Here is a 19,854-nt window from a genome sequence, read left to right as displayed (position 1 = left end):
GCGGCCAGCGTAGCGGGTGGCGAAGCGCTTCGCCACGGGAGCCTCATGCTCCCGTGGCGCGGACCTCAGGCCGCCTTGCGGCAAGTGGAGGGCAGCAGGATGGTCAGGACACCCAGCAGCGGCATGTAGGAGCACAGCTGGTAGACGTATTCGATGCCGCGATGGTCAGCGAGATTGCCCAGCCCCGCGGCGGCGATGGCGCTGACGCCGAACATCAGGCCGAAGAAGATCCCGGCGATCATGCCCACGTTGCCTGGTACCAGTTCCTGGGCATAGACCACGATGGCCGAGAAGGCCGAGGCCAGGATGAAGCCGATGATGACGCTGAGCACACTGGTCCAGAACAGGTCGACATAGGGCAGGGCGAGGGTGAAGGGCGCCGCGCCCAGGATCGAGAACCAGATGACCGCCTTGCGGCCGATGCGATCGCCGATGGGGCCACCGAAGAAGGTTCCGGCCGCGACCGCACCCAGGAAGAGAAAGAGGTGCAGCTGGGAGCTGGCCACCGAGAGGCCGAAACGCTCGATGAGATAGAAGGTGAAGTAGCTGGTGATGCTGGCCATGTAGATGTACTTGGAGAACACCAGCAGCGCCAGCACGATCAGCGCGAAGGTCACCTGGCCGCGCGACAGGCCGTGGCTGACTGCGGTGGCCTTGCGACCCTTGGCGCTACGCAGGTGGTTGCGATACCAGCGCGACAGTCCGTACTGCACGCCGATGGCGAACAGCGCGAAGAGCGCGAACCAGGCGACATGAGTCTGACCATAGGGAATGACGATGGCTGCCGCCAGCAGGGGGCCGATGGCGGTGCCGGCGTTGCCGCCGACCTGGAAGGTGGATTGCGCCAGGCCGAAGCGTCCCCCCGACGCCAGGCGGGCTACCCGCGAGGTTTCCGGGTGAAAGGTCGAGGAACCGACGCCGATCAGCGCCGAAGCGGCCAGGATCGCGGGAAAACTGCCGACAAAGGCGAGTAGCAGTACGCCAATCAGGGTACAGACCATGCCGGCGGGCAGCAGATAGGGTTTAGGATGGCGGTCGGTATGGAAGCCGATCCAGGGTTGCAGCAGGGAGGCGGTGATCTGGAAAGCCAGGGTGATCAGGCCGATCTGGGTAAAAGTAAGACCATAACTGTCCTTGAGCATTGGATAGATCGAGGGCAGGACGGATTGGATCAGGTCGTTGATGAGGTGGGCCAGCGCACAGGAGGCCAGGATCCCCGTGACCATCGGCGAGGCGCCGACCAGGGCGGCGGGGGAATTTTCGCCAGGAACGGCTGGCGTGGCAGAGGAAACGGCCATGCAGGTATTACCCTTATTATTTATGTCCAGCCGCTCACTGTGGCATCCTGTGGTATCGGAATCCAGTGCCAGTTACCGGATGTTTCCGGCAACCGACCCCACGTCACCCGGGTGCTTGACCTGGCTGGGGATAGCTCGCACCTTCCACTCTTTTCACGCTTTTTGTAATGGCAGATCCCATGACAGCCAAAGATCCACTGCTCCTCGACCAGCAACTCTGCTTTTCCCTGTACTCGGCTTCGCTGGCGATGACGCAACTCTACAAGCCCCTGCTGGAGAGCATGGGCCTGACCTTCCCGCAGTACCTGATCATGCTGGTGCTCTGGGAGCATGACGGCCTCACGCTCAAGGAATTGTCCAATCGGCTGCGGCAGGATTCCGGTGCCCTGACCCCCGTGGTCAAGCGCCTCGAGGCCGCCGGGCTGGTCACGCGCCGTCGCAGTGCCGAAGACGAGCGCAACCTGTCGATAGAACTGACGCCCGCGGGTCGCGCGCTGCGCGATCAGGCCAATGGGGTCAACAGCCGGGTGCGGCAGGTCTGCGCCCTGGGCGATGCGGGCCTGGATGATCTGCGCGAGACCCTGGTCATGCTGCGCACTCGTCTGGACGAGGAAGGCAACCCGACGTCCTGAACCAACCGGGTACGAGCGGTTCCCATGGCTACAGTCGCCGGGGAATTCGCATGACCTTCAAGTACCAGCCTGACCAGGATTATCTGCTCGTGGATCTCACCAGCGGGCGCACTGCGGGCAAGCTGCTGCAGGGCGAATTGCATATCGCCGAAAGCTGCCAGGGGGAAGATCCCCGGACCTATGCCCAGTTGCTCGACGAAAAAACGCTGCGCAGCACCCTGGGCGACGAGGTCGGGCAGCGTGAGGGCGATATCCTTACCCTGCGTCGCACCGGCATCAGGTTGCGCCTGGTACCCCTGGAAATTGCCTGCGATTAGGCGTCGCGACGGCTGAGGATCGCCCTGAACAACCAGGCGACCAGTGCCACGTTGATCAGCGCCAGCAGGCAGAGCAGACCCAGCACCGCCTGGGTGCCATGGTGTTCCAGGACATAGCCACAGAGCAGAGGCGTGGCGGCCTGGCCGAGCAATGCCGGGCGCGCCATGCGGCCGAGGATGGTGGCGTATTCCGCCGGACTCCAGAGCGCCAGCGGCAGGGCGCCACGAATGATGGCCCTCAGGCCATTGCCTGCGCCGAAGATCACCAGACCCACGACCGTCACCCAGACCAGGCCCGGCGCCAGGGTGACCAGCAGCAGGCCGGCGGCCGTGCAGACCACCGAGGCCAGGGCCGTCCACAGCGGATGGCCGTTGCGGTTGAGCAGGTCGATGATCCGTGAGGCGACCTGACTTGGCCCCAGGCAGGCGCTCATCGCCACGGCGCTGGCCAGGCTGTAGCCGATCCCCTGCAGCAGGGTGATCAGCTGGATGGAGATGGCTGTCATCAGCACCGCGCCCAGGGTGAAGAGGACAGTGAGTACGATGTACAGGGCGCGATCAACCGGTACTGCCGGTGCCGTCTGGTTGGGCCGCGGCGCTTGGGTGGCGAGGACCGGCGCGGGCAGGGCGCGTCGATACAGGGGCCAGATCGTCAGCAACAGGACGGCCGCATAGACCAGGCAGGCACCGCGCCAGCCCAGATGACTCACCATGAAGGCGGCGACGGGCCAGGTAATGGCGGTGCAGAAGCCGGAGACCAGGGTGATGCCGCTGATCGCCGAGCGGGCCTGGCTGCCGTAGCAGGTGCCCAGGGTCGCGAACAATGCATCGTACAGACCCGCGGCCATGCCGATTCCCATCACCACCCAGGCGAGCAGGAACAGCGGCAGATGCTGGGCGCTGGCCATCAGGGTCAGCCCGGCGGCCACCCCCAGACCGCTCAGCGACAGCAGCGTGCGGCCGCCCTGGCGGGCGATCAGGCGGCCACACGCCGGTGCGAGCAGGCCGGAGACCAGGACGCCGAGCGAAAGACCGCCATAGACCCATTGCCGGGACCAGCCGGTCTCCTGTACCACCGGATCGGCCAGCACCGCGAGAATGAAAAAGGAGCCACCCCAGACGAGGATCTGGGCGATGCCGAGCAGCAGGATCTGTAAAGGCGAAGCCTTGGCGACAGGGGTAGTCATGACAGCGTCGGACAGGATGGCGAATAGAAGGGGCGGACCTTAGCCCCAGTTTCCTTTCGCCGCAATCGTCTGATTTTTTCGGACAATGGCATTTTGTAATCAGCTCGACATCTGGCTTGCCTAGGCTGCTGTGCTTGACCGTCTTCCTGCAGTGACGCCTCCATGCTTCGGATCCTCGCGCCCCTTCGCCGCCTTTCCCGCCGTTCCTGGTTGAGAGCTCTCAAGACCGGCCCGCGGATGCTGTTCTCCTTTACCTTCGCCGCCGTGCTGCTCGCCGGATTGGGCAGTTTTTCGCTATGGGAGATGCAGCAGCTGCGCCGTCAGGCCCTGAGCATGGAGCAGGACTGGTTACCCAGTATCGCCATCGCCGATTCCCTGGCGATCAACCTCGGCAAGTTGCGCAACCAGGCCTCGGTGGTGCTGCTCAATGCCGAGGATCCGGGCGCCGTGGCCATGAGCCGGGTCACCCTGGAGCAACTGGTCAACGAGACCGATCAGCTGTTCCGGGACTATGCGCCGGTCGTCACCGATGCGACCGAAGGGGATTCGATCAAGGCCCTGCACGAGGCGTATCTGCCTTTCGTGGAAGGCCTGCGCGAAGAGGTGCGCCTGATCGAGCAGCAGCAGATCCCGGCTGCGCGGATGCAACTGGATACCGTGGTGGGCCTCAAGGGCGATCTGATGGACATGCAGGTGCAACTGCTGCGCGAATTGAACAAGCAGGGCGCGGCCCAGGCCAAGGAGGTGGCGAACGTCCAGTTCCTGCAGGCCCGCGCCATCGTCTGGTCGGTCATTGGCGGCGCCATTCTGCTGCTGCTGCTCCTGGCCTGGCGACTAACCCGTAGCGTGGTGCAGCCGCTGCGCCAGGCGCTGGACATCTCCGGCGGCATCGCCGCGGGTGATCTGCGGCAGAACATCCAGCCCCAGGGGCGCGACGAGGCAGCCATGCTGCTGCTGGCGCTGGAGCGTATGCAGGGCAATCTGCGCGAGGTGCTGGCCCATACCGGCAATGCCTCGGAGCAACTGGCCTCGGCCTCGACCCAGGTGAGTGCCGTGATGGATGAAAGCTGCCGCAATCTGGAGCAGCAGACGACCGATATCCAGCATGCGGCCAATGCCGTCACCCAGCTCAATCAGGCGGTCCAGGCGGTATGCGAGCACGCGACTTCCACCTCCGCCGAATCGCAGCGCTGCGTCGATCAGGCCAAGCAGGGGCAGACGCAGGTCCGCCAGACGCTGGCCGCCATCACCCAGCTGGTGGGCAACGTGGACGAGGCGGCCAACCAGGCTGGCCAGCTGGCCGAGCAATCCAAGGGCATCGGCAAGATGCTCGATGTCATCCGCAACGTCGCCGAGCAGACCAACCTGCTGGCGCTCAACGCCGCCATCGAGGCAGCCCGTGCCGGGGATGCCGGACGCGGCTTCGCCGTGGTGGCCGACGAGGTGCGGGGCCTGGCCCGCCGCACGGGCGACTCCACCCGTGAGATCGAAGGCCTGATCGATGGCATGCAGCAGGTCAGCGAGAAGACGGTGACTGCCCTGGATCAGAGTCGACTCCAGGCCAGCCATACCCGCGACCAAGCCCAGGCGACCTGGCAGGTGCTGGAAGGCATCACCCAGGCCATCACCGCCATCGGCCAGCGCAACGACGCCATCGCCGCGGCCACCGAAGAGCAGACGGCCACCACGGCGGCGGTCGATCGCAACCTGACGCTGATCCGCGACGCGGCGACCCAGACCGCCGCCGGCGCCCAGCAGACCAGTGCCAGCAGCCAGCAGCTTTCCGCCCTGGCCGCCGATCTGCACGGCGCCCTGCAGCGCTTCGTGGTCTAGGACGGGCGGGATCTCAGGCCGCCAGCATCACCCGATCGCGACCTTCCTGCTTGCCACGGTAGAGCGCCTGGTCGGCGCGCTCCAAGGCGCTGGCGAAGGCTTCGCAATCGCGAATCTCGCACACCGCCAGGGTCGCCGTGACCCGCGCGGGACCACGTTCGAGGGACTGGGTGACATCGGTCAGGCGCTGGCGGATGCGTTCCGCCACGCCCCAGGCCACTTCGGTCCGCGCCTGGGGCAGCAGCACCAGGAATTCCTCGCCGCCCCAGCGCGCCGCCAGATCCGAATGGCGCACCTCGCGGCGGATGACGTCGGCGATGCCCTGCAGCACCAGATCGCCGCAATCGTGGCCGAAGCGATCGTTGATATGCTTGAAGTGATCCACGTCGAAGAGGATGAGGCTGCCGGTCACGCCACTGTGCTGGTCGGCCTGGTCGAGAATCCGCCGGCGGTTGTAGAGGTTGGTGAGGCTGTCGTGGCTGGCGGAATGCAGCAGGTCCAGCTGCATCTTGGTGCTGTGGTGGAAGGAGGCGCCGGTGCCGTAGAGCAGCAACCCCAGGGCGCTGATGATATTGATCGTGCCGAACAGCTTCATCGCCAGGGGCGCGAGGGTAGCGGGTGGGTGCAACAGATAGCCGCCCGCCAGGGTCACCAGGATGCCGGTGACCAGCACCAGATGACGGATCGGCGCGGTGCGGTAGTTGTAGATGACGATCGGCAGGATGCACAGCACGTAGTAGTGGAAGTTGCTGTCCCAACCGAGTTGCCAGGTGGCGATCCAGGCGTGGGCGACGATCTCGCAACTCATGGTCAGGCTGGCGATGCGATAACGGCGCTGGCGCAGGGCGGCCAGGCAGCCCAAGTAGGCCGCGATGCTGAGCACGTTGGCCCAGGCCATCAGGATCTGGTCGAGCAGGACGAAAATGACCAGCAGCGCCACATGAATGGCCATGGCCGCCTGAACCACGGGTTTGGCGACTTGCCAGAATTTGCCCAGGGAGTCGTTGAGAGCCTGGTTGCGATCACGATAGGAAAGAGCAGTCATGAAGAGGTCACCAGAAAGCAGTGCGCCAATGATAAACGCGCTAACAGTAAGCTTAATGGCAAACGGCCAGTCCGGGTGATCCTTTAGCCGAATGGAGGCTGGAACGGATCGAGTGGAGCGCTGCCGCGACCATCGGCGCTCCCGACTGCGATGCTGTGCCCGGATTCGTCCGCGCTATCCGCCCAGCCGCCTGCTGATGGCCTGGGCGGCGGTGTGCAGACGGCTCGCCGCGGCGCCTCCGACCTCGGCCTGGAAGCCTGGCGCGGCGCCGACCAGGGTCAGCACCCCGGCCAGCCGGCCACCGGCTCCAAACAGCGGTGCGGACAGCGCATTGACGCCCGCCATCAGCAAGCCATGCACCGGTTGGATATGGGTCTCCCGCAGCTGGCGTGCACCTTCCGCCAGCTCCGCCACGCTGGGCGCGTCCGGCCGGTGCAATTCTTCCGCGCGCAATGCCGCCGTCTCGACCTCCGGCAGGAAGGTATTGAACACCAGGCCCGTAGACGAGCCCAGCAGCGGCAGCACCGAGCCGACCTGGGTCACCAGGGTGACGGCGCGCAGCGCCTGTTCCACCAGCACCACGGTCGGCCCCTTGTTGCCCCAGACCGCCAGGAAGCTGGTTTCGCCGACCTCGTCGCGCAGATCGGCCAGCACCGGCGCCGCCAGCTTCACCACATCCAGCCGACCCAGGACCGCCAGGCCAACGAAGAGGGCGGCCTGACCGAGTCCGTAGTGATTGGTCCGCGGGTCCTGCTCGGCGAATCCGCTGGCGATCAGCGCCTGCAGGTAGCGGTGCACCTTGCTGGCGGGCATGTCCAGGTGGCTGGCCAGGCGCGACAAGGACGTCGACGGCGCCAGCTCGGCGAGGGCCTTGAGGATGTCGGTGCCGACCTCGGCCGCCTGCACCTTCTGGCGTCGTGGGGGTGCTGCTTCGGGGGTGTTCGTCATCGCTTCGATCGCGTGGGTAAAGGCAGCGTTATAGCTTGACGCTCTCCTGGGTTCAATTTACTTTTTGCGTAAACCTATTACGCATAATGGGTGGCCCAGGTGGACAGACAAGAACAAGCAACAACGCCAGTGACCTACCAATCCGGCTTTGGCAATCACTTCAGCGCCGAGGCCCTGCCGGGTGCCTTGCCGATCGGGCAGAACTCGCCGCAACGCGCGCCCTTCGGCCTCTATGCCGAGCAACTCTCCGGGACGGCCTTTACCGTCACTCGCCACGAGACTCGGCGCTCCTGGCTGTATCGGCTCAGGCCTTCGGCCGCCCATGGCCGCTTTCAGCGCTGCGCGCTGCAGTTGACCGGCGCGGAGCTGGGCGCGCCCACACCCAATCGCCTGCGCTGGAATCCCTTGCCGATGCCGGCCGCCGCCACCGATTTCCTCGCCGGGCTGGAACGGCTCGTCGCCACCGACCCGGGTGACCAGGCCGAGGGCGTCAGCCTCTATCGCTATGCCGCCAATGCCAGCATGACCGGCGTCTTCTACGACGCCGACGGAGAATTGCTGATCGTGCCGGAGCGGGGGCGGCTGGACCTGGTTACCGAGCTAGGTCTGCTGCGCATCGAGCCGCTGGAGATCGCGGTGATTCCACGCGGCATGAAATTCCGGGTAGAGGTGGTGGAGGGCGAGGCGGTACGGGGTTACGTCTGCGAAAACCACGGGCGCTCCCTGCGGCTGCCCGAGCTGGGCCCGATCGGCAGCAACGGCCTGGCCAATCCGCGGGATTTCCAGGCGCCCGTGGCCCGCTTCGAGGATCGGGAGGCGCCCACCCGGCTGGTGCAGAAATTCCTCGGCGAACTCTGGGAGACCGAGCTGGATCACTCGCCGCTGGATGTGGTCGCCTGGCATGGCAACAACGTGCCCTACAAATACGACCTGCGTCGCTTCAATACCCTGGGCACCGTGAGTTTCGATCATCCGGATCCATCGATCTTCACCGTGCTGACCGCACCCGGAACCAGCGAAGGGGTGGCCAACATCGACTTCGTGATCTTTCCGCCCCGCTGGATGGTCGCGGAAAACACCTTCAGACCACCCTGGTTCCACCGCAATCTGATGAACGAATTCATGGGTCTGATCCAGGGCGCCTACGACGCCAAGGCCGATGGCTTCGCGCCGGGTGGGGCCTCCCTGCACGGCTGCATGAGCGCCCACGGCCCGGATCAGGTTTCCACCCAGAATGCCATCGCCGCCGACCTGCGGCCGCACCGGATCGAGAACACCATGGCCTTCATGTTCGAAACCGGGCGCGTCCTGCGGCCGACCCGTCACGCCCTGGCGTCGCCGCTGCTGCAGCCCGACTACGATGCCTGCTGGGCGGGCCTCACCAAGACCTTTGTCGCGCCTGGCGCAGGAGCATCGGCATGACCGACGAATTGCACAGCTGGGTCGCCTCGGCCAATGGCCATGCGGATTTTTCCCTGCACAACCTGCCCCTGGGCGTGTTCAGCCGCGTCGAGGAGAGGCCCCGCGGGGGCGTGGCGGTGGGTGACTTCATCCTCGATCTGGGCTTCGCTCTCGAAGCGGGTCTGTTCCGCGGCGCGGCCCAGCGCGCCGCCGAACTGGCCGCTCAGGAAACGCTCAATGCCTTCTTCGCCGCCGGCGGGCCGGCGCGGGTCGCCTTGCGCCAGGCCCTGCAGGCGCTGCTGCGTGCCGATCATCCGCAGCGCGAGCAACTCGAGGAGCTGGCCGAGTATCTGCTGGTACCCCAGAGCGCCTGCCGGATGCACCTGCCGGCGCGGGTCGGCGACTACACCGACTTCTATGTCGGCATCCACCATGCCACCCAGATCGGTCGGCTATTCCGCTCGGACAATCCGCTGCTGCCCAACTACAAGCACGTGCCCATCGCCTATCACGGCCGCGCCTCGACCCTCGGGGTCTCTGGCGAGGCGTTCAAGCGACCCAAGGGTCAGACGCTCCCGCCCGGGCAGGAGGCGCCCGTATTCGGGCCTTGCCGCCGGCTGGACTACGAGCTGGAGCTGGGGATCTGGATCGGCCCGGGCAATGCCCAGGGCGAGTCCATCGCCATCGGCAACGCGGCGGAGCACATCGCCGGTTTCTGCCTGCTCAACGACTGGTCGGCGCGGGACATCCAGGCCTGGGAATACCAGCCGCTGGGCCCCTTCCTGTCGAAGAGTTTCGCCAGCACCCTGTCGCCCTGGGTAGTGACCGCGGAAGCCCTGGCACCCTATCGCCAGGCGCAGCCAGCGCGGCCCGCCGGGGATCCCCAGCCCCTGGCCTATCTGTACGACGAGCGGGACCAGGCCCAGGGCGCGCTGGACATCGAACTGGAAGTGCTGCTGCGCACGCCGCACATGCTGGAGCAGGGGTTGCCCGCCCAGCGGATCGCCCTGAGCAATACCCTGAACATGTACTGGACGGTGGCGCAGATGGTGACCCATCACACCGTCAATGGCTGTGCCCTCCAACCCGGCGACTTCTTTGGTTCGGGCACCCTGTCCGGGCCGGATGCCGGCAGTTGCGGCAGTCTGCTGGAGCTCACCCAGGGCGGCAAGCAGCCGCTGCAACTGCCAGGCGGCGAGACCCGTACCTTTCTGGAAGACGGTGACGAGGTCATCCTCAGGGCGCGCTGTCAGCGGCCTGGACTGCCCACGATCGGCTTCGGCGAATGTCGCGGCCAGGTGCTGGCCGCGGGGTAGGGCAGCGCGGATTGGCCAACGACCCGAGTGCCGTTGACAAGGCCTCCGGGCAGGCGCAGATTCCTTTTAACGTAATGAACTTACGCATAATAAGAAGCCGGCAGGCAATCGCGGGGTAGTGTCGATGGACCTCTTCACCTATTACCGTTCGACCTCGGCCTATCGGGTCCGTCTGGCCCTGGCGCTGAAGGGATTGGACTACCAGGCCGTGCCGGTCAATCTGCTGGCCGGCGAGCAGCGCCAGCCGGTCTATCGCACGCTCAATGCCCAGGGCCGACTGCCCAGCCTGCGCCTCGACAGCGGCGAGGTGCTGATCCAGTCGCCCGCCATCCTCGAATACCTGGAAGAGCGCTATCCAGCGGTGCCCTTACTGCCGGCCGAGCCGCTGCTGCGCGCCCGGCATCGGGGGGTCGCCGCCCTGATCGCCTGCGATGTCCATCCGCTGCACAACGTCTCGGTGCTCAACCGCCTGCGCGGTCTGGGCCTGGAAGAACCGGCCATCCTCGACTGGATTTCGCACTGGATCGACGAGGGCCTGGCGGCGGTGGAGGCGCAGATCGGGTCCAGTGGTTTCTGTTTCGGCGACGTAGGGCTGGCGGACGTCTATCTGCTGCCCCAGCTCTATGCGGCGCGGCGTTTCCAGGTGGATCTGTCGCCCTATCCGCGCCTCCTGCGGGTGGAGGCCCTGGCCGCCGCGCATCCGGCGTTCCAGCAGGCGCGCCCCGAGGTTCAGCCGGATACCCCGGCACAGGTGGCCTCGTGAGGCGCCTGGGCTGTCAGCTTCTCCTGGGCGATTTCCTCGCCCGCAGCGTGCGCGGCATTTCCTGCGCGCCGCCCCTGACGGGGCGCTAGCCCGCGTTACCGACAACGTCCGTCACGTTACCCGTCAAGGAGCCAGTCATGGCCGATCTGTTTGAAAATCCCATGGGCCTCATGGGTTTCGAGTTCATCGAATTCGCTTCGCCTACGCCCAACGTCATCGAACCCGTACTGGAAAGCCTTGGCTTCAGCCACGTCGCCAACCACCGATCCAAGGACGTGGTGCTGTTCCGCCAGGGCGACATCAACGCCATCGTCAATCGCGAGAAGACCGGCCATGCGGCCTATTTCGCCGCCGAGCACGGACCTTCGGTCTGCGGCATGGCCTTTCGTTGCCGCGACTCCCACCACGCCTACGCCAAGGCGCTGGAGCTGGGCGCCCAGGCGGTGGACATGCCTACCGGCCCGATGGAACTGCGGCTGCCGGCGATCAGGGGCATCGGCGGTGCGCCGCTGTACCTCATCGATCGCTACGAGGAGGGCAGCTCGATCTACGACATCGATTTCGTGTTTCTTGAGGGAGTCGAGCGCAAGCCGGTGGGCGCCGGCCTCAAGGTCATCGACCACCTGACCCACAACGTCTATCGCGGGCGCATGGCCTACTGGGCCGACTTCTACGAGCGGCTGTTCAACTTCCGCGAGCTGCGCTACTTCGACATCAAGGGCGAGTACACCGGTCTGACTTCCAAGGCCATGGCGGCGCCGGACGGCCTGGTGCGCATCCCGCTCAACGAGGAGTCCTCCAAGGGGGCTGGGCAGATCGAGGAATTCCTCATGCAGTTCAACGGCGAGGGCATCCAGCACGTGGCCTTTCTCACCGACGATCTGATCGCCACCTGGGATCGGCTCAAGGCCTACGGCACGCGTTTCATGACCGCGCCGCCGGAGACCTACTACGAGATGCTCGAAGGGCGGGTGCCCAACCATGGCGAACCGGTGGAGCAGCTGAAAGCCCGCGGCATCCTCCTCGACGGTAACTCCGAAGGTGGCGAGCGCCGCCTGCTGCTGCAGATCTTCTCCCAGACCCTGCTGGGACCGGTGTTCTTCGAATTCATCCAGCGCAAGGGCGACACCGGTTTCGGCGAGGGCAACTTCAAGGCGCTATTCGAATCCATCGAGCGCGACCAGGTGCGGCGTGGAGTGCTGAGCACCTCGGCGTAACGGCCTCCGGCCTCCTGGAGGCTTGCCCGGCGGCAGGCGACGCCTCTAAGGTGACGGCGCGTCGCAAGGACGCGCGCCAACCTTGGAGGTGGCCATGGAGCTGAGCCAGACCCTGGCGCAGGAAATTGTCGAACGCGCCATGCGCATCCTGCCGGGCAACGTCAATGTCATGGATGCGTCCGGGCTGATCATCGGCTCGGGCGATCCGGCGCGACTGTTCACCCGCCATGCCGGCGCGCGCCAGGTCATCGCCGAAGGCCGTGCGGTGGCGCTGGATGCCGTCGCCGCCGCACGGCTGGCTGGCGCCCAGGCAGGTATCAACCTGCCGTTGTATCGCGCGGGCGAGCTGGTCGGGGTCCTTGGCGTGTCCGGGGCTGACGCCGAGCACTTGCGCCTGCCCGCCGAGCTCCTGCGCCTTACCGCGGAAATGCTCATCGAGCAGGCCGCCGGGCAACCGCCCGTAACCAGCCGCATGACCGCCCCCCTGCTGCGTCAGCTGCTTACACCGGGTGCGGCGCCCGAAGTGGGTCGCCATGCCAGTCTGCTCGGCTTGCGGCCGGAGCTGCCGCGTGACGTGCTGCTGCTCGAATTCGCCGTGCCTGCACCGGGCTTTGGCGACTGGGCCCAGCAGCGGCTGACGCACAGCTGGTGCCTGCCGCGCAAAGAGGGGCAGTGGCTCTGGTATCGACCCGGCGCGCAAGCGCCTGAGGCGCTGCTGGGGGAGCTGCCGGGGCAGGGCTGGTCATTGCAGCGCAGTGCCTGGATCCCGGAGGCCCGACCCTGGTCGGGGTTGGCCGAGACGACTCAGCGGGCCCTGGATCTGCTGACGGTGGCCAGGCGCCTGCGACCTGACCTCGTCCGGGTGGCGCAGGACGACCTGGCCTTGCCCACCTGGCTCCAGGGTCAGGCCGAGCGCTCGCACGGCGCCTGGTTGCTGGAGCCGTTGCTGCGCTTGCGCCAGGCCGACCGGGACGGCCAACTGCTGGCGACGCTGCGCAGCTGGTTCGCCCAGGACGCCAGCCCCCAGGCCTGCGCCGAGGCGCTGGGGCTGCATCGCAATGGCCTGCGGCATCGGCTGGAGCGGATCCAGGCGCTGACCGGACGGGATCCGCGGCGTTTCGCCGAGGCCGCCGACTTGTACTGCGCGCTGCTGCTGCTGGATCAGGACTGGGCGAATTCACAGTCCTGACTTCACTATGTTGGGCTTTTGTCCTGTTGTAGCGCCGGCCGAACCGGGAAACACTCGGTGCATAACAACGGAGAATCGCCCATGAAAATCGTCGTCGCCCCTGACTCCTTCAAGGAAAGCCTGTCCGCTGCCGGTGTCGCCCGCGCCCTGGCCCGTGGCCTGCATCAGGCCCTGCCCGCGGCCGAGATCATCGAGTGCCCCCTGGGCGATGGCGGCGAGGGCACCCTGGATGCCGTACTGGCCGCAACCGGCGGCGAGGTGCGCGAGGCGCGGGTGACCGGTCCGCTGGGCGAGCCGGTGACCGCCCGCTGGGGCTGGCTGGCCGAGCAGCGCACCGCCTTCGTCGAGATGGCCAGCGCCAGCGGTCTGGAGCTGGTCCCCAGGAGCCGGCGCGACGTGCTGGTCGCCACCTCCCGCGGTACGGGCGAGCTCCTGCACGCCGCGCTGGACGCCGGCGCCGAGCGCCTGGTGCTGGCCATCGGCGGCAGTGCCACCAATGACGGCGGCGCAGGGCTGCTGCAAGCGCTGGGTGTGCGCCTTTTGGACAGGCAGGGTCAGGCGCTGGGGCCGGGCGGGGCAGCCCTGGCGATGTTGGCCAGCCTGGACGTGACCGCGCTGCACCCACGGCTGGCGGAGGTGGAGGTGGTCATTGCCGCCGACGTCGATAATCCGCTCTGTGGTCCCCAGGGCGCCAGCCAGATCTTCGGTCCGCAAAAGGGCGCTTCGCCCGAGCAGGTTCGCCAGCTCGACGCGGCCCTCGCGCATTTCGCCACCGTTACCGCCGCGACCCTGGGTCGTGATGTCCGGGAGCAACCGGGTGCCGGCGCCGCCGGTGGCGTCGGCTTTGCGGCCCTGGCCTTTCTCCAGGCGACCTTCCGCCCCGGCATCGAGGTGGTGGCGGAACTGGTCGGTCTGGACGACGCCCTGATCGACGCCGATCTGGCAGTGACCGGCGAAGGGCGGCTGGACGGCCAGACCCTGAGGGGCAAGACCCCGGCGGGTGTATTGCGCCTGGCCCGGCGCCACGGCGTGCCGGTGGTGGCCGTGGCCGGTTCGCTGGGCGAGGGCTATGACGCCCTCTATGAGCAGGGTCTCGCCGCCGCCTTCAGCCTGGTGCCGGGTCCGCTGAGTCTGGAAGAAGCCCTGGCTCAGGCCGAGGTATTGCTGGAGCGGACCGCTCGCGATATCGGGCGGCTGTGGCGGACGGCGAAAGGCTGACGCCAGAGCCTGCCTGGCTGGCGAGCCGCGGGGATTTGCCTCATGCTGGGCGTCCCGCTGCCAACCGACTGCCGCGATGACCTCGTCTGCGATCCTGCGTACCGGCCTGCTTACCGCGGCCCTGCTGCTGACTGTGCCCGCCGTCCAGGCGGCCATTCCCAGTCTCAAACCGGCCGACACCTGCGTGCGCAGCGCCTTCGTGCTGCGCTGTCAGGACGGGCAGGGCGGTTGGTACGGGGTGGCGGTGCAGGGCAACGATACCCTGATGCGTGGCTATGATCCGGTATCGGGCCGCTCCTGGGCCCAGACCAGTACGCGGCTGGGACGGCTGCAGTTCTTCAGCGGCCTGACCAGCGACGGCACCCTCTGGCTGGGCCGCACCCGCCAGTTGGGCTGGAACGTCATCAGTCGCTTCTCCACGTCCCAGGGCGACCGCGCCCGCACCAGCTGCAACCGCGTGGCGGGGTGCGAGTGGCGTTAGGTGAACCGGCCGATCGGCTCACTACATGAGCTGATCGGCCGGTTTATTCGGCTCAGCCGTGACGCCCAATTCGAGTTGATATCCGATTGCCTGTTCAACCTAGCGCCTGGGTCAGCAGCGCGAACTGATCCACCCCTTCGCGGGACCGCGGCGCCGCGCCCCTGGCCATCTGCTCGACTTCATCGACCTGGGGGACGCCGATTTCAATCAGCCAGGGATTGAGACCGCTGCGGGCCGTCACGTCGAATCTCAGGTAGCGCCCTTCGGCGTGGCGCAGCAGGGCGAGCACCAGGGCCTTGGCCTGGTCGGTGGATTCAGCGATCACCGGGCCGACCGACAGGCCGCGACCATAGGGGCGTAGCAGGGCGAAGCCGTGTAGCTGGCCTTCCAGCTCCAAGCCGACGATACGCTCGGCCTGGGGCACCAGTTCGCGGAGCAGGGCGCTGCGGTCCAGGCCGGTAGCCGCCTGGGCGAGGGCCTCCAGCTGCGGCGCCGCTGCCGGATTCAACGCGCGGACCTGGCCTTCCAGCGGATGGCGTTCCCCCATGGCCGGCAGACGCGCCACCTGGTGCTGATAGATGCGCTCATAGGATTCGAAGCCCTGGCTGCGGTAGAGAGGGGCACCGCGCACCGTTGCGACCAGCAGCGGCGTGCGGTTGCCGGCCAGTTGCAGCAGGCCGTCCATGAGCCGGCGGCCATGGCCCTGGCCCTGGTGGCTGTCGGCGACGATCACCAGGCCGATGGTGGCGTAGTCGCCCTGGGGCACGCAGAAGCCGGTGCCAAACACGCCCTGGTCGTCTTCCAGCACCAGGCCTTCGCCAGTGTGGAACAGGCACTGCCAGTCTTCCAGGCGATGGGGCCAGTGCAGCGCCTGGGACAGCTGGTGGGCGGTGGCGAGGTCGGTTTCGCGCAGGGGTCTCAAGGTGGCGTGGGACACGGCAGGGCTCCGGTTCGGGTCTGGCTGATTCAGGCGTCAGCCTAGCAAGCCGCGACGGCAGATTCGGTTGCCGGTGGGTGGATGCGCCACTGCGAGGCACCGAAGGCCCCTTCCAGTTCGGCAAAAGATGGCGGCCCGGCGGCCTAGCATTGGGGCCAAGCCCACAGCCCTAGCGGAGCGCGCCATGGCCTCGTTCGACCCCAGAGCAATAGCGGTTCGTTGTGCCCACTTCATCGGCGGTCGCACCTGCGATGCCCGCGCCGAACTGGAGGTGTTTCGGCCGTCCGATGGTGGCTTCCAGAGCGGCCTGCCGTGCGCCTCGTCGGATCTGGTGGACGAGGTGGTGGAGGGCACCTGGCGCGCCTGGAAGGCCAGCGACTGGGCCAGTCGGCCGCCGCGCGAACGCGCGCGGGTGATGCGCCGCTGGGCCGATCTGGTGGAGGCCGATGGCGAGATCCTCGGTCCGTTGGAGGCGGTGGGTTCGACCCGTCCGCTGCGCGAGGTGCTGGCCTGGGACATTCCCTATGTCGCCGAGGGCATTCGCTTCTTCGCCGAATTCGCCGACAAGCACGGCGGCGAGGTGGCGGCCACCGCCACCAGCCACCTGGGCCTGCAGATCACCGAGCCCTATGGCGTGGTGGGCGCCATCGCCCCCTGGAATTTCCCCCTGAGCATGGCCGGCTGGAAGATGGCGCCGGCGCTCGCCGCCGGCAATGCGGTGGTCATCAAGCCTTCGGAGCTGACGCCCTTTTCCATCCTGCGCCTGGCGGAACTGGCCGTGCTGGCGGGACTGCCGGCCGGCATCCTCAGCGTGGTCCAGGGCGATGGTCGGACCACCGGCGACGCTCTGTGTCGCCATCCGCGCATCGGCAAGGTCACCTTTACCGGCTCCACCGGGACCGGCACCGCCATCATGGTCGCCTGCGCCGAGAGCGGGCCCAAGCCGGTGACCCTGGAGCTGGGCGGCAAGAGTCCGCAACTGGTGTTCGCCGACGCTCCGGATCTGGCCCGTACCGCCCGCAGCGTGGCGGCCGCCATCACCGGCAACGCCGGCCAGGTGTGCGTCTCGGGTTCGCGACTGCTGGTCCAGCGCGCCGCTCTGGAGCCGATGCTGGAAGGCATCCGCGCGGCCTTCGCCGCCTTGCGCCCGGGGCCGACCTGGGCGGCGGAGGCTACCCTGGCGCCGATCATTTCCCACCGCCAGGGGCAGCGCATCCAGGACATCGTCTCCCGCAGCCGGGCAGCCGGCGCGGAGATCCTGGTCGGTGGCGCCCTGGAGGAGGGCATGGGTGGTGCCTACTATCAGCCGACGCTGATTACCGGGGTCGACGCGGCCAACCCCGCGGTGCACGAAGAGATCTTTGGCCCGGTGTTGACCGTGCAGGTGTTCGACGACGAAGCCGAGGCCCTGGCCCTGGCCGACCACCCCACCTATGGCCTGGCCGCCGGGGTGCACACCGCCGACCTTGGCCGGGCATTGCGGCTGACCCGGGCGCTGGAAGCCGGTACCGTCTGGGTCAATCGCTATGGCCGCAGCCACGACTGGATCATTCCCACTGGCGGCTACAAGAGGTCCGGCATCGGCAAGGACCTGGGCCGCGCCGCCTATGAGGCGACCCTGCGCAGCAAGAGCGTGCTGATCGACCTGGAACACTCCTGAGGCTTGGCTGAAAAGTCGCTGAGCGATGGTCAGGCAAGGCAAAAATCAGCGAGGAAGCGGATCGGACTCGCGCTCGAGTTTACTAAGGGTAAATGAGCATTCCGAGATGATTTTTAACGCAGCATGGCCGAGCGCAGGCACTTTTCAGCCAAAGCCTGAGGTCGCCGCAAACAATGCTGGGCCCTACCGCTAAAACGGTTTTTTCTGTCTCCCGCGGTGCCTGAAAGCGGACAACTGTCAGGCTCGCCGATGCTGTAATGCTTGCCAGGGACGCCACCGGCGTCCCGGCCTCTCACTCATGACCCCTGTCAAAGGACCCTTGCCATGACCGCCTTTCGGCCCAAGTACATCACCTTCGACTGCTACGGCACCCTGACCCGTTTCCGCATGTCCGACATGGCCCGCGAGATGTTCGCCGACCGCATTCCCGCCGAGGCGATGGACCAGTTCTGCAAGGACTTCAACGGCTATCGCTTCGACGAGGTGCTCGGCGCCTGGAAGCCCTATTCGGAGGTGCTGTACGCGGCGGTGGAGCGCACCTGCAAGCGCTGGGGCATCTCCTTCACCGACGCCGAGGCCAATGCCTACTACGAGGCGGTGCCGAGCTGGGGGCCGCATCCGGACGTGACCGCGGGCCTGGCCAAGATCGCCGACAAGATCCCGCTGGTGATCTATTCCAACGCCGCCGACGAGCAGATCATGTCCAACGTCGACAAGCTGGGCGTGCCCTTCCACCGGGTCTTCACCGCCGAGCAGGGTCAGGCCTACAAGCCGCGCCTGCAGGCCTTCGAATACATGCTGGACACCCTCGGCTGCGGTCCGGAAGACGTGCTGCATGTATCGTCGAGCTTTCGCTACGACCTCATTCCCGCCGACTACATGAACATCAAGAACAAGGTGTTCGTGAATCGCGGCCATGAGCCGAGTACGCCGTTCTATACCAACACCGAGATCAAGGACATCGGCGGCCTGGCCGCGGTGGTCGGTCTCGAATAACCCCCTGAGCTGCCGGAGCGCCCGCCCATGAGTCTTGGCCCAGCATCGTCCGATTCCTACTGGCTCGCGACCGCGCCGGGCTTTACCGGGGCTACCCCCGGGCCGGTGGCGGGCGAGGTGGATGTCGCCGTCATCGGCGGCGGCTTCACCGGGCTCTCCGCGGCCGTGGCGTTGCGTCAGCGGGGCGCCAGCGTGGCGGTGCTGGAGGCTGGCCGGGTGATCGGCGAAGCCTCCGGACGCAACGGCGGACACTGCAACACCGGGGTCGCCCAGGATTACGCGGCTTTGCACGCCAGCCTGGGCGCGGAAAAGGCCCGGGCGTTCTACCAGGCCTATGCCGATGCGGTGGCCAGCGTCGAGGCGGTGATCGCCGAAGAGGGCATCGCCTGCGACTTCCACAAGGCCGGCAAGCTCAAGCTGGCGGCCAAGCCACAGCACTATGACAACCTCGCGCGCACCTGCGAACTGATCCGCCAGGAGGTGGACCCACAGGTCGAGCTGCTCAACGCCGCCCAGGTGCGGGCTGAGGTGGCGTCCGACGATTTCCATGGCGGTCTGCTGCAGCACAACGGTGCCCAGATGCACATGGGGCGCTTCGGCGTCGGGCTGGCGGAGGCGGCCGTGCGGAGGGGCGCCCAGGTGTACGAGGGCGCGGCGGTCAGCGATCTGCAGCGACTGCCCGATGGCAGCTTTCGCGTGATCAGCGCCCGGGGCGAGGTGCGCGCCCGCCAGGTGCTGGTGGCCACGGGCAACGCCAGCGTCGGCCCCTTCCAGTGGTTTCGCCGGCGCATCGCCTCGGTGGGCAGCTTCATCATCGCCACCGCGCCCCTGCCCAAGGCGCAGCTGGACGGTCTGCTGCCCAATCGGCGCACCTATGTCACCAGCCGCATCATCGGCAATTATTTCCGCACCACCCCGGATCACCGGCTGATCTTCGGCGGACGGGCGCGTTTCGCGCTGTCCGATCCACGCCAGGACGCCAAGAGCGGCGCCGTGCTGCGCGCCGCGCTGGGTCAACTCTTTCCCAGCCTGGTCCAGACGCCCATCGACTATTGCTGGGGCGGCCTGGTGGACATGACCGCCGATCGCCTGCCCCGCGCCGGCGAGCAGGACGGCCTGTTCTACGCCATGGGCTACAGCGGCCATGGCGTGCAGATGTCGGTGCACATGGGCCGGGTGATGGCCGAGGTGCTGGAAGGTCGCGGCCAGGCCAATCCCTGGCGGGTGCTGGACTGGCCGGCGATTCCCGGGCATTTCGGCAAGCCCTGGTTCCTGCCACTGGTAGGACTCTACTACCGCGTTCAGGATCGCCTGCACTAGCCCCGATCCCGCCACCGCCACCGCCAGTCCAGGCCCTGCCACGCAGCGCCCGGCTTGGCGGTTTTTTCGTTTCCGCAGCCTGTCGCAGCGCTGACC

18 protein-coding genes and 1 pseudogene are annotated in these 19,854 nt (G+C 67.1%); 14 read left to right on the top strand and 5 right to left on the bottom strand.

Annotated features, from left to right (window positions below):
• Nucleotides 1-65: 65 nt before the first annotated feature.
• Nucleotides 66-1,298, bottom strand: a complete 1,233-nt coding sequence (locus PVZ72_RS07685; RefSeq protein WP_443218238.1) for an MFS transporter — start codon at nt 1,296-1,298, stop codon at nt 66-68.
• Nucleotides 1,299-1,477: 179 nt separating this feature from the next.
• On the opposite strand from PVZ72_RS07685, the gene PVZ72_RS07680 reads away from it, so the two are divergent.
• Together PVZ72_RS07680 and PVZ72_RS07675 are read left to right on the top strand one after the other, a co-directional pair.
• The gene (locus PVZ72_RS07680) at nt 1,478-1,930 is read left to right on the top strand and encodes a MarR family winged helix-turn-helix transcriptional regulator (protein ID WP_133861789.1); all 453 of its coding nucleotides are present in this window, start codon (nt 1,478-1,480) and stop codon (nt 1,928-1,930) included.
• A 50-nt stretch (nt 1,931-1,980) separates the two neighbouring features.
• On the top strand, nt 1,981-2,247 hold the full coding sequence (locus tag PVZ72_RS07675; protein ID WP_187979203.1) for a hypothetical protein: 267 nt from the start codon (nt 1,981-1,983) through the stop codon (nt 2,245-2,247).
• On the opposite strand, the gene PVZ72_RS07670 is transcribed toward PVZ72_RS07675, so the two are convergent.
• The gene (locus tag PVZ72_RS07670; RefSeq protein ID WP_273861604.1) at nt 2,244-3,434 is read right to left on the bottom strand and encodes an MFS transporter; all 1,191 of its coding nucleotides are present in this window, start codon (nt 3,432-3,434) and stop codon (nt 2,244-2,246) included. The genes PVZ72_RS07675 and PVZ72_RS07670 overlap by 4 nt on opposite strands.
• Nucleotides 3,435-3,596: 162 nt before the next feature.
• Between PVZ72_RS07670 and PVZ72_RS24180 the strand changes: the two are divergent.
• Nucleotides 3,597-4,412: pseudogene (locus PVZ72_RS24180) on the top strand (MCP four helix bundle domain-containing protein); the annotation flags it as partial.
• Nucleotides 4,404-5,267: a methyl-accepting chemotaxis protein gene (locus PVZ72_RS24175; RefSeq protein ID WP_443218240.1), complete on the top strand. Its 864-nt coding sequence runs from the start codon at nt 4,404-4,406 to the stop codon at nt 5,265-5,267. The pseudogene PVZ72_RS24180 and the gene PVZ72_RS24175, both read left to right, overlap by 9 nt.
• Nucleotides 5,268-5,280: 13 nt before the next feature.
• On the opposite strand, the gene PVZ72_RS07660 is transcribed toward PVZ72_RS24175, so the two are convergent.
• Both PVZ72_RS07660 and PVZ72_RS07655 read right to left on the bottom strand, forming a co-directional pair.
• Complete coding sequence (locus PVZ72_RS07660; RefSeq protein ID WP_273861603.1) at nt 5,281-6,312, bottom strand: GGDEF domain-containing protein; 1,032 nt, start codon at nt 6,310-6,312, stop codon at nt 5,281-5,283.
• A 174-nt stretch (nt 6,313-6,486) separates the two neighbouring features.
• Nucleotides 6,487-7,260, bottom strand: coding sequence for an IclR family transcriptional regulator (locus PVZ72_RS07655; RefSeq protein ID WP_273861602.1), 774 nt, complete (start codon nt 7,258-7,260; stop codon nt 6,487-6,489).
• Nucleotides 7,261-7,359: 99 nt separating this feature from the next.
• Between PVZ72_RS07655 and hmgA the strand changes: the two genes are divergently transcribed.
• The 7 genes from hmgA (at nt 7,360) to PVZ72_RS07620 (ending at nt 14,845) form a co-directional block, all read left to right on the top strand.
• Entirely contained in the window at nt 7,360-8,682 is a 1,323-nt protein-coding gene (gene hmgA, locus PVZ72_RS07650; protein WP_273861601.1) for a homogentisate 1,2-dioxygenase, read from the top strand.
• Nucleotides 8,679-9,977, top strand: coding sequence for a fumarylacetoacetase (gene fahA, locus PVZ72_RS07645; RefSeq protein ID WP_273861600.1), 1,299 nt, complete (start codon nt 8,679-8,681; stop codon nt 9,975-9,977). Before hmgA ends, fahA begins: the two co-directional genes overlap by 4 nt.
• A gap of 124 nt (nt 9,978-10,101) precedes the next feature.
• Nucleotides 10,102-10,740 (top strand): maleylacetoacetate isomerase, encoded by a 639-nt coding sequence (gene maiA / locus PVZ72_RS07640; RefSeq protein WP_273861599.1) that lies wholly within the window; start codon nt 10,102-10,104, stop codon nt 10,738-10,740.
• 137 nt (nt 10,741-10,877) lie between these two features.
• A complete protein-coding gene (hppD, locus tag PVZ72_RS07635; protein WP_273861598.1) occupies nt 10,878-11,957 on the top strand; it encodes a 4-hydroxyphenylpyruvate dioxygenase in 1,080 nt (359 codons plus the stop codon).
• 94 nt (nt 11,958-12,051) lie between these two features.
• Nucleotides 12,052-13,146: a CdaR family transcriptional regulator gene (locus PVZ72_RS07630; protein ID WP_273861597.1), complete on the top strand. Its 1,095-nt coding sequence runs from the start codon at nt 12,052-12,054 to the stop codon at nt 13,144-13,146.
• A gap of 81 nt (nt 13,147-13,227) precedes the next feature.
• Nucleotides 13,228-14,364, top strand: coding sequence for a glycerate kinase (locus tag PVZ72_RS07625; protein WP_273861596.1), 1,137 nt, complete (start codon nt 13,228-13,230; stop codon nt 14,362-14,364).
• Between the two features lie 76 nt (nt 14,365-14,440).
• A complete protein-coding gene (locus tag PVZ72_RS07620) occupies nt 14,441-14,845 on the top strand; it encodes a hypothetical protein (protein WP_187979214.1) in 405 nt (134 codons plus the stop codon).
• 94 nt (nt 14,846-14,939) lie between these two features.
• Here PVZ72_RS07620 and PVZ72_RS07615 read toward each other — a convergent pair whose 3' ends face one another.
• A complete protein-coding gene (locus tag PVZ72_RS07615) occupies nt 14,940-15,782 on the bottom strand; it encodes a GNAT family N-acetyltransferase (protein ID WP_187979215.1) in 843 nt (280 codons plus the stop codon).
• Between the two features lie 184 nt (nt 15,783-15,966).
• Between PVZ72_RS07615 and PVZ72_RS07610 the strand changes: the two genes are divergently transcribed.
• The 3 genes from PVZ72_RS07610 to PVZ72_RS07600 all read left to right on the top strand — a co-directional run bounded on the left by PVZ72_RS07610 (nt 15,967) and on the right by PVZ72_RS07600 (nt 19,758).
• Nucleotides 15,967-17,442 carry an aldehyde dehydrogenase family protein gene (locus PVZ72_RS07610; protein WP_187979216.1) on the top strand — a complete coding sequence of 492 codons (1,476 nt, stop codon included), beginning with the start codon at nt 15,967-15,969 and terminating at the stop codon, nt 17,440-17,442.
• 324 nt (nt 17,443-17,766) lie between these two features.
• A complete protein-coding gene (locus PVZ72_RS07605) occupies nt 17,767-18,438 on the top strand; it encodes a haloacid dehalogenase type II (RefSeq protein WP_133861774.1) in 672 nt (223 codons plus the stop codon).
• A 27-nt stretch (nt 18,439-18,465) separates the two neighbouring features.
• Nucleotides 18,466-19,758 (top strand): NAD(P)/FAD-dependent oxidoreductase, encoded by a 1,293-nt coding sequence (locus tag PVZ72_RS07600; RefSeq protein ID WP_273861595.1) that lies wholly within the window; start codon nt 18,466-18,468, stop codon nt 19,756-19,758.
• The last annotated feature ends 96 nt before the right edge of the window (nt 19,759-19,854 follow it).

The sequence above is a fragment of the Pseudomonas sp. LA5 genome (genome assembly GCF_028640825.1).
GTDB lineage: Bacteria > Pseudomonadota > Gammaproteobacteria > Pseudomonadales > Pseudomonadaceae > Chryseomonas > Chryseomonas aestiva.
The sequence above is the reverse complement of the archived record's forward strand: the minus strand, read 5'-3'. Positions and strand labels throughout refer to the sequence as shown.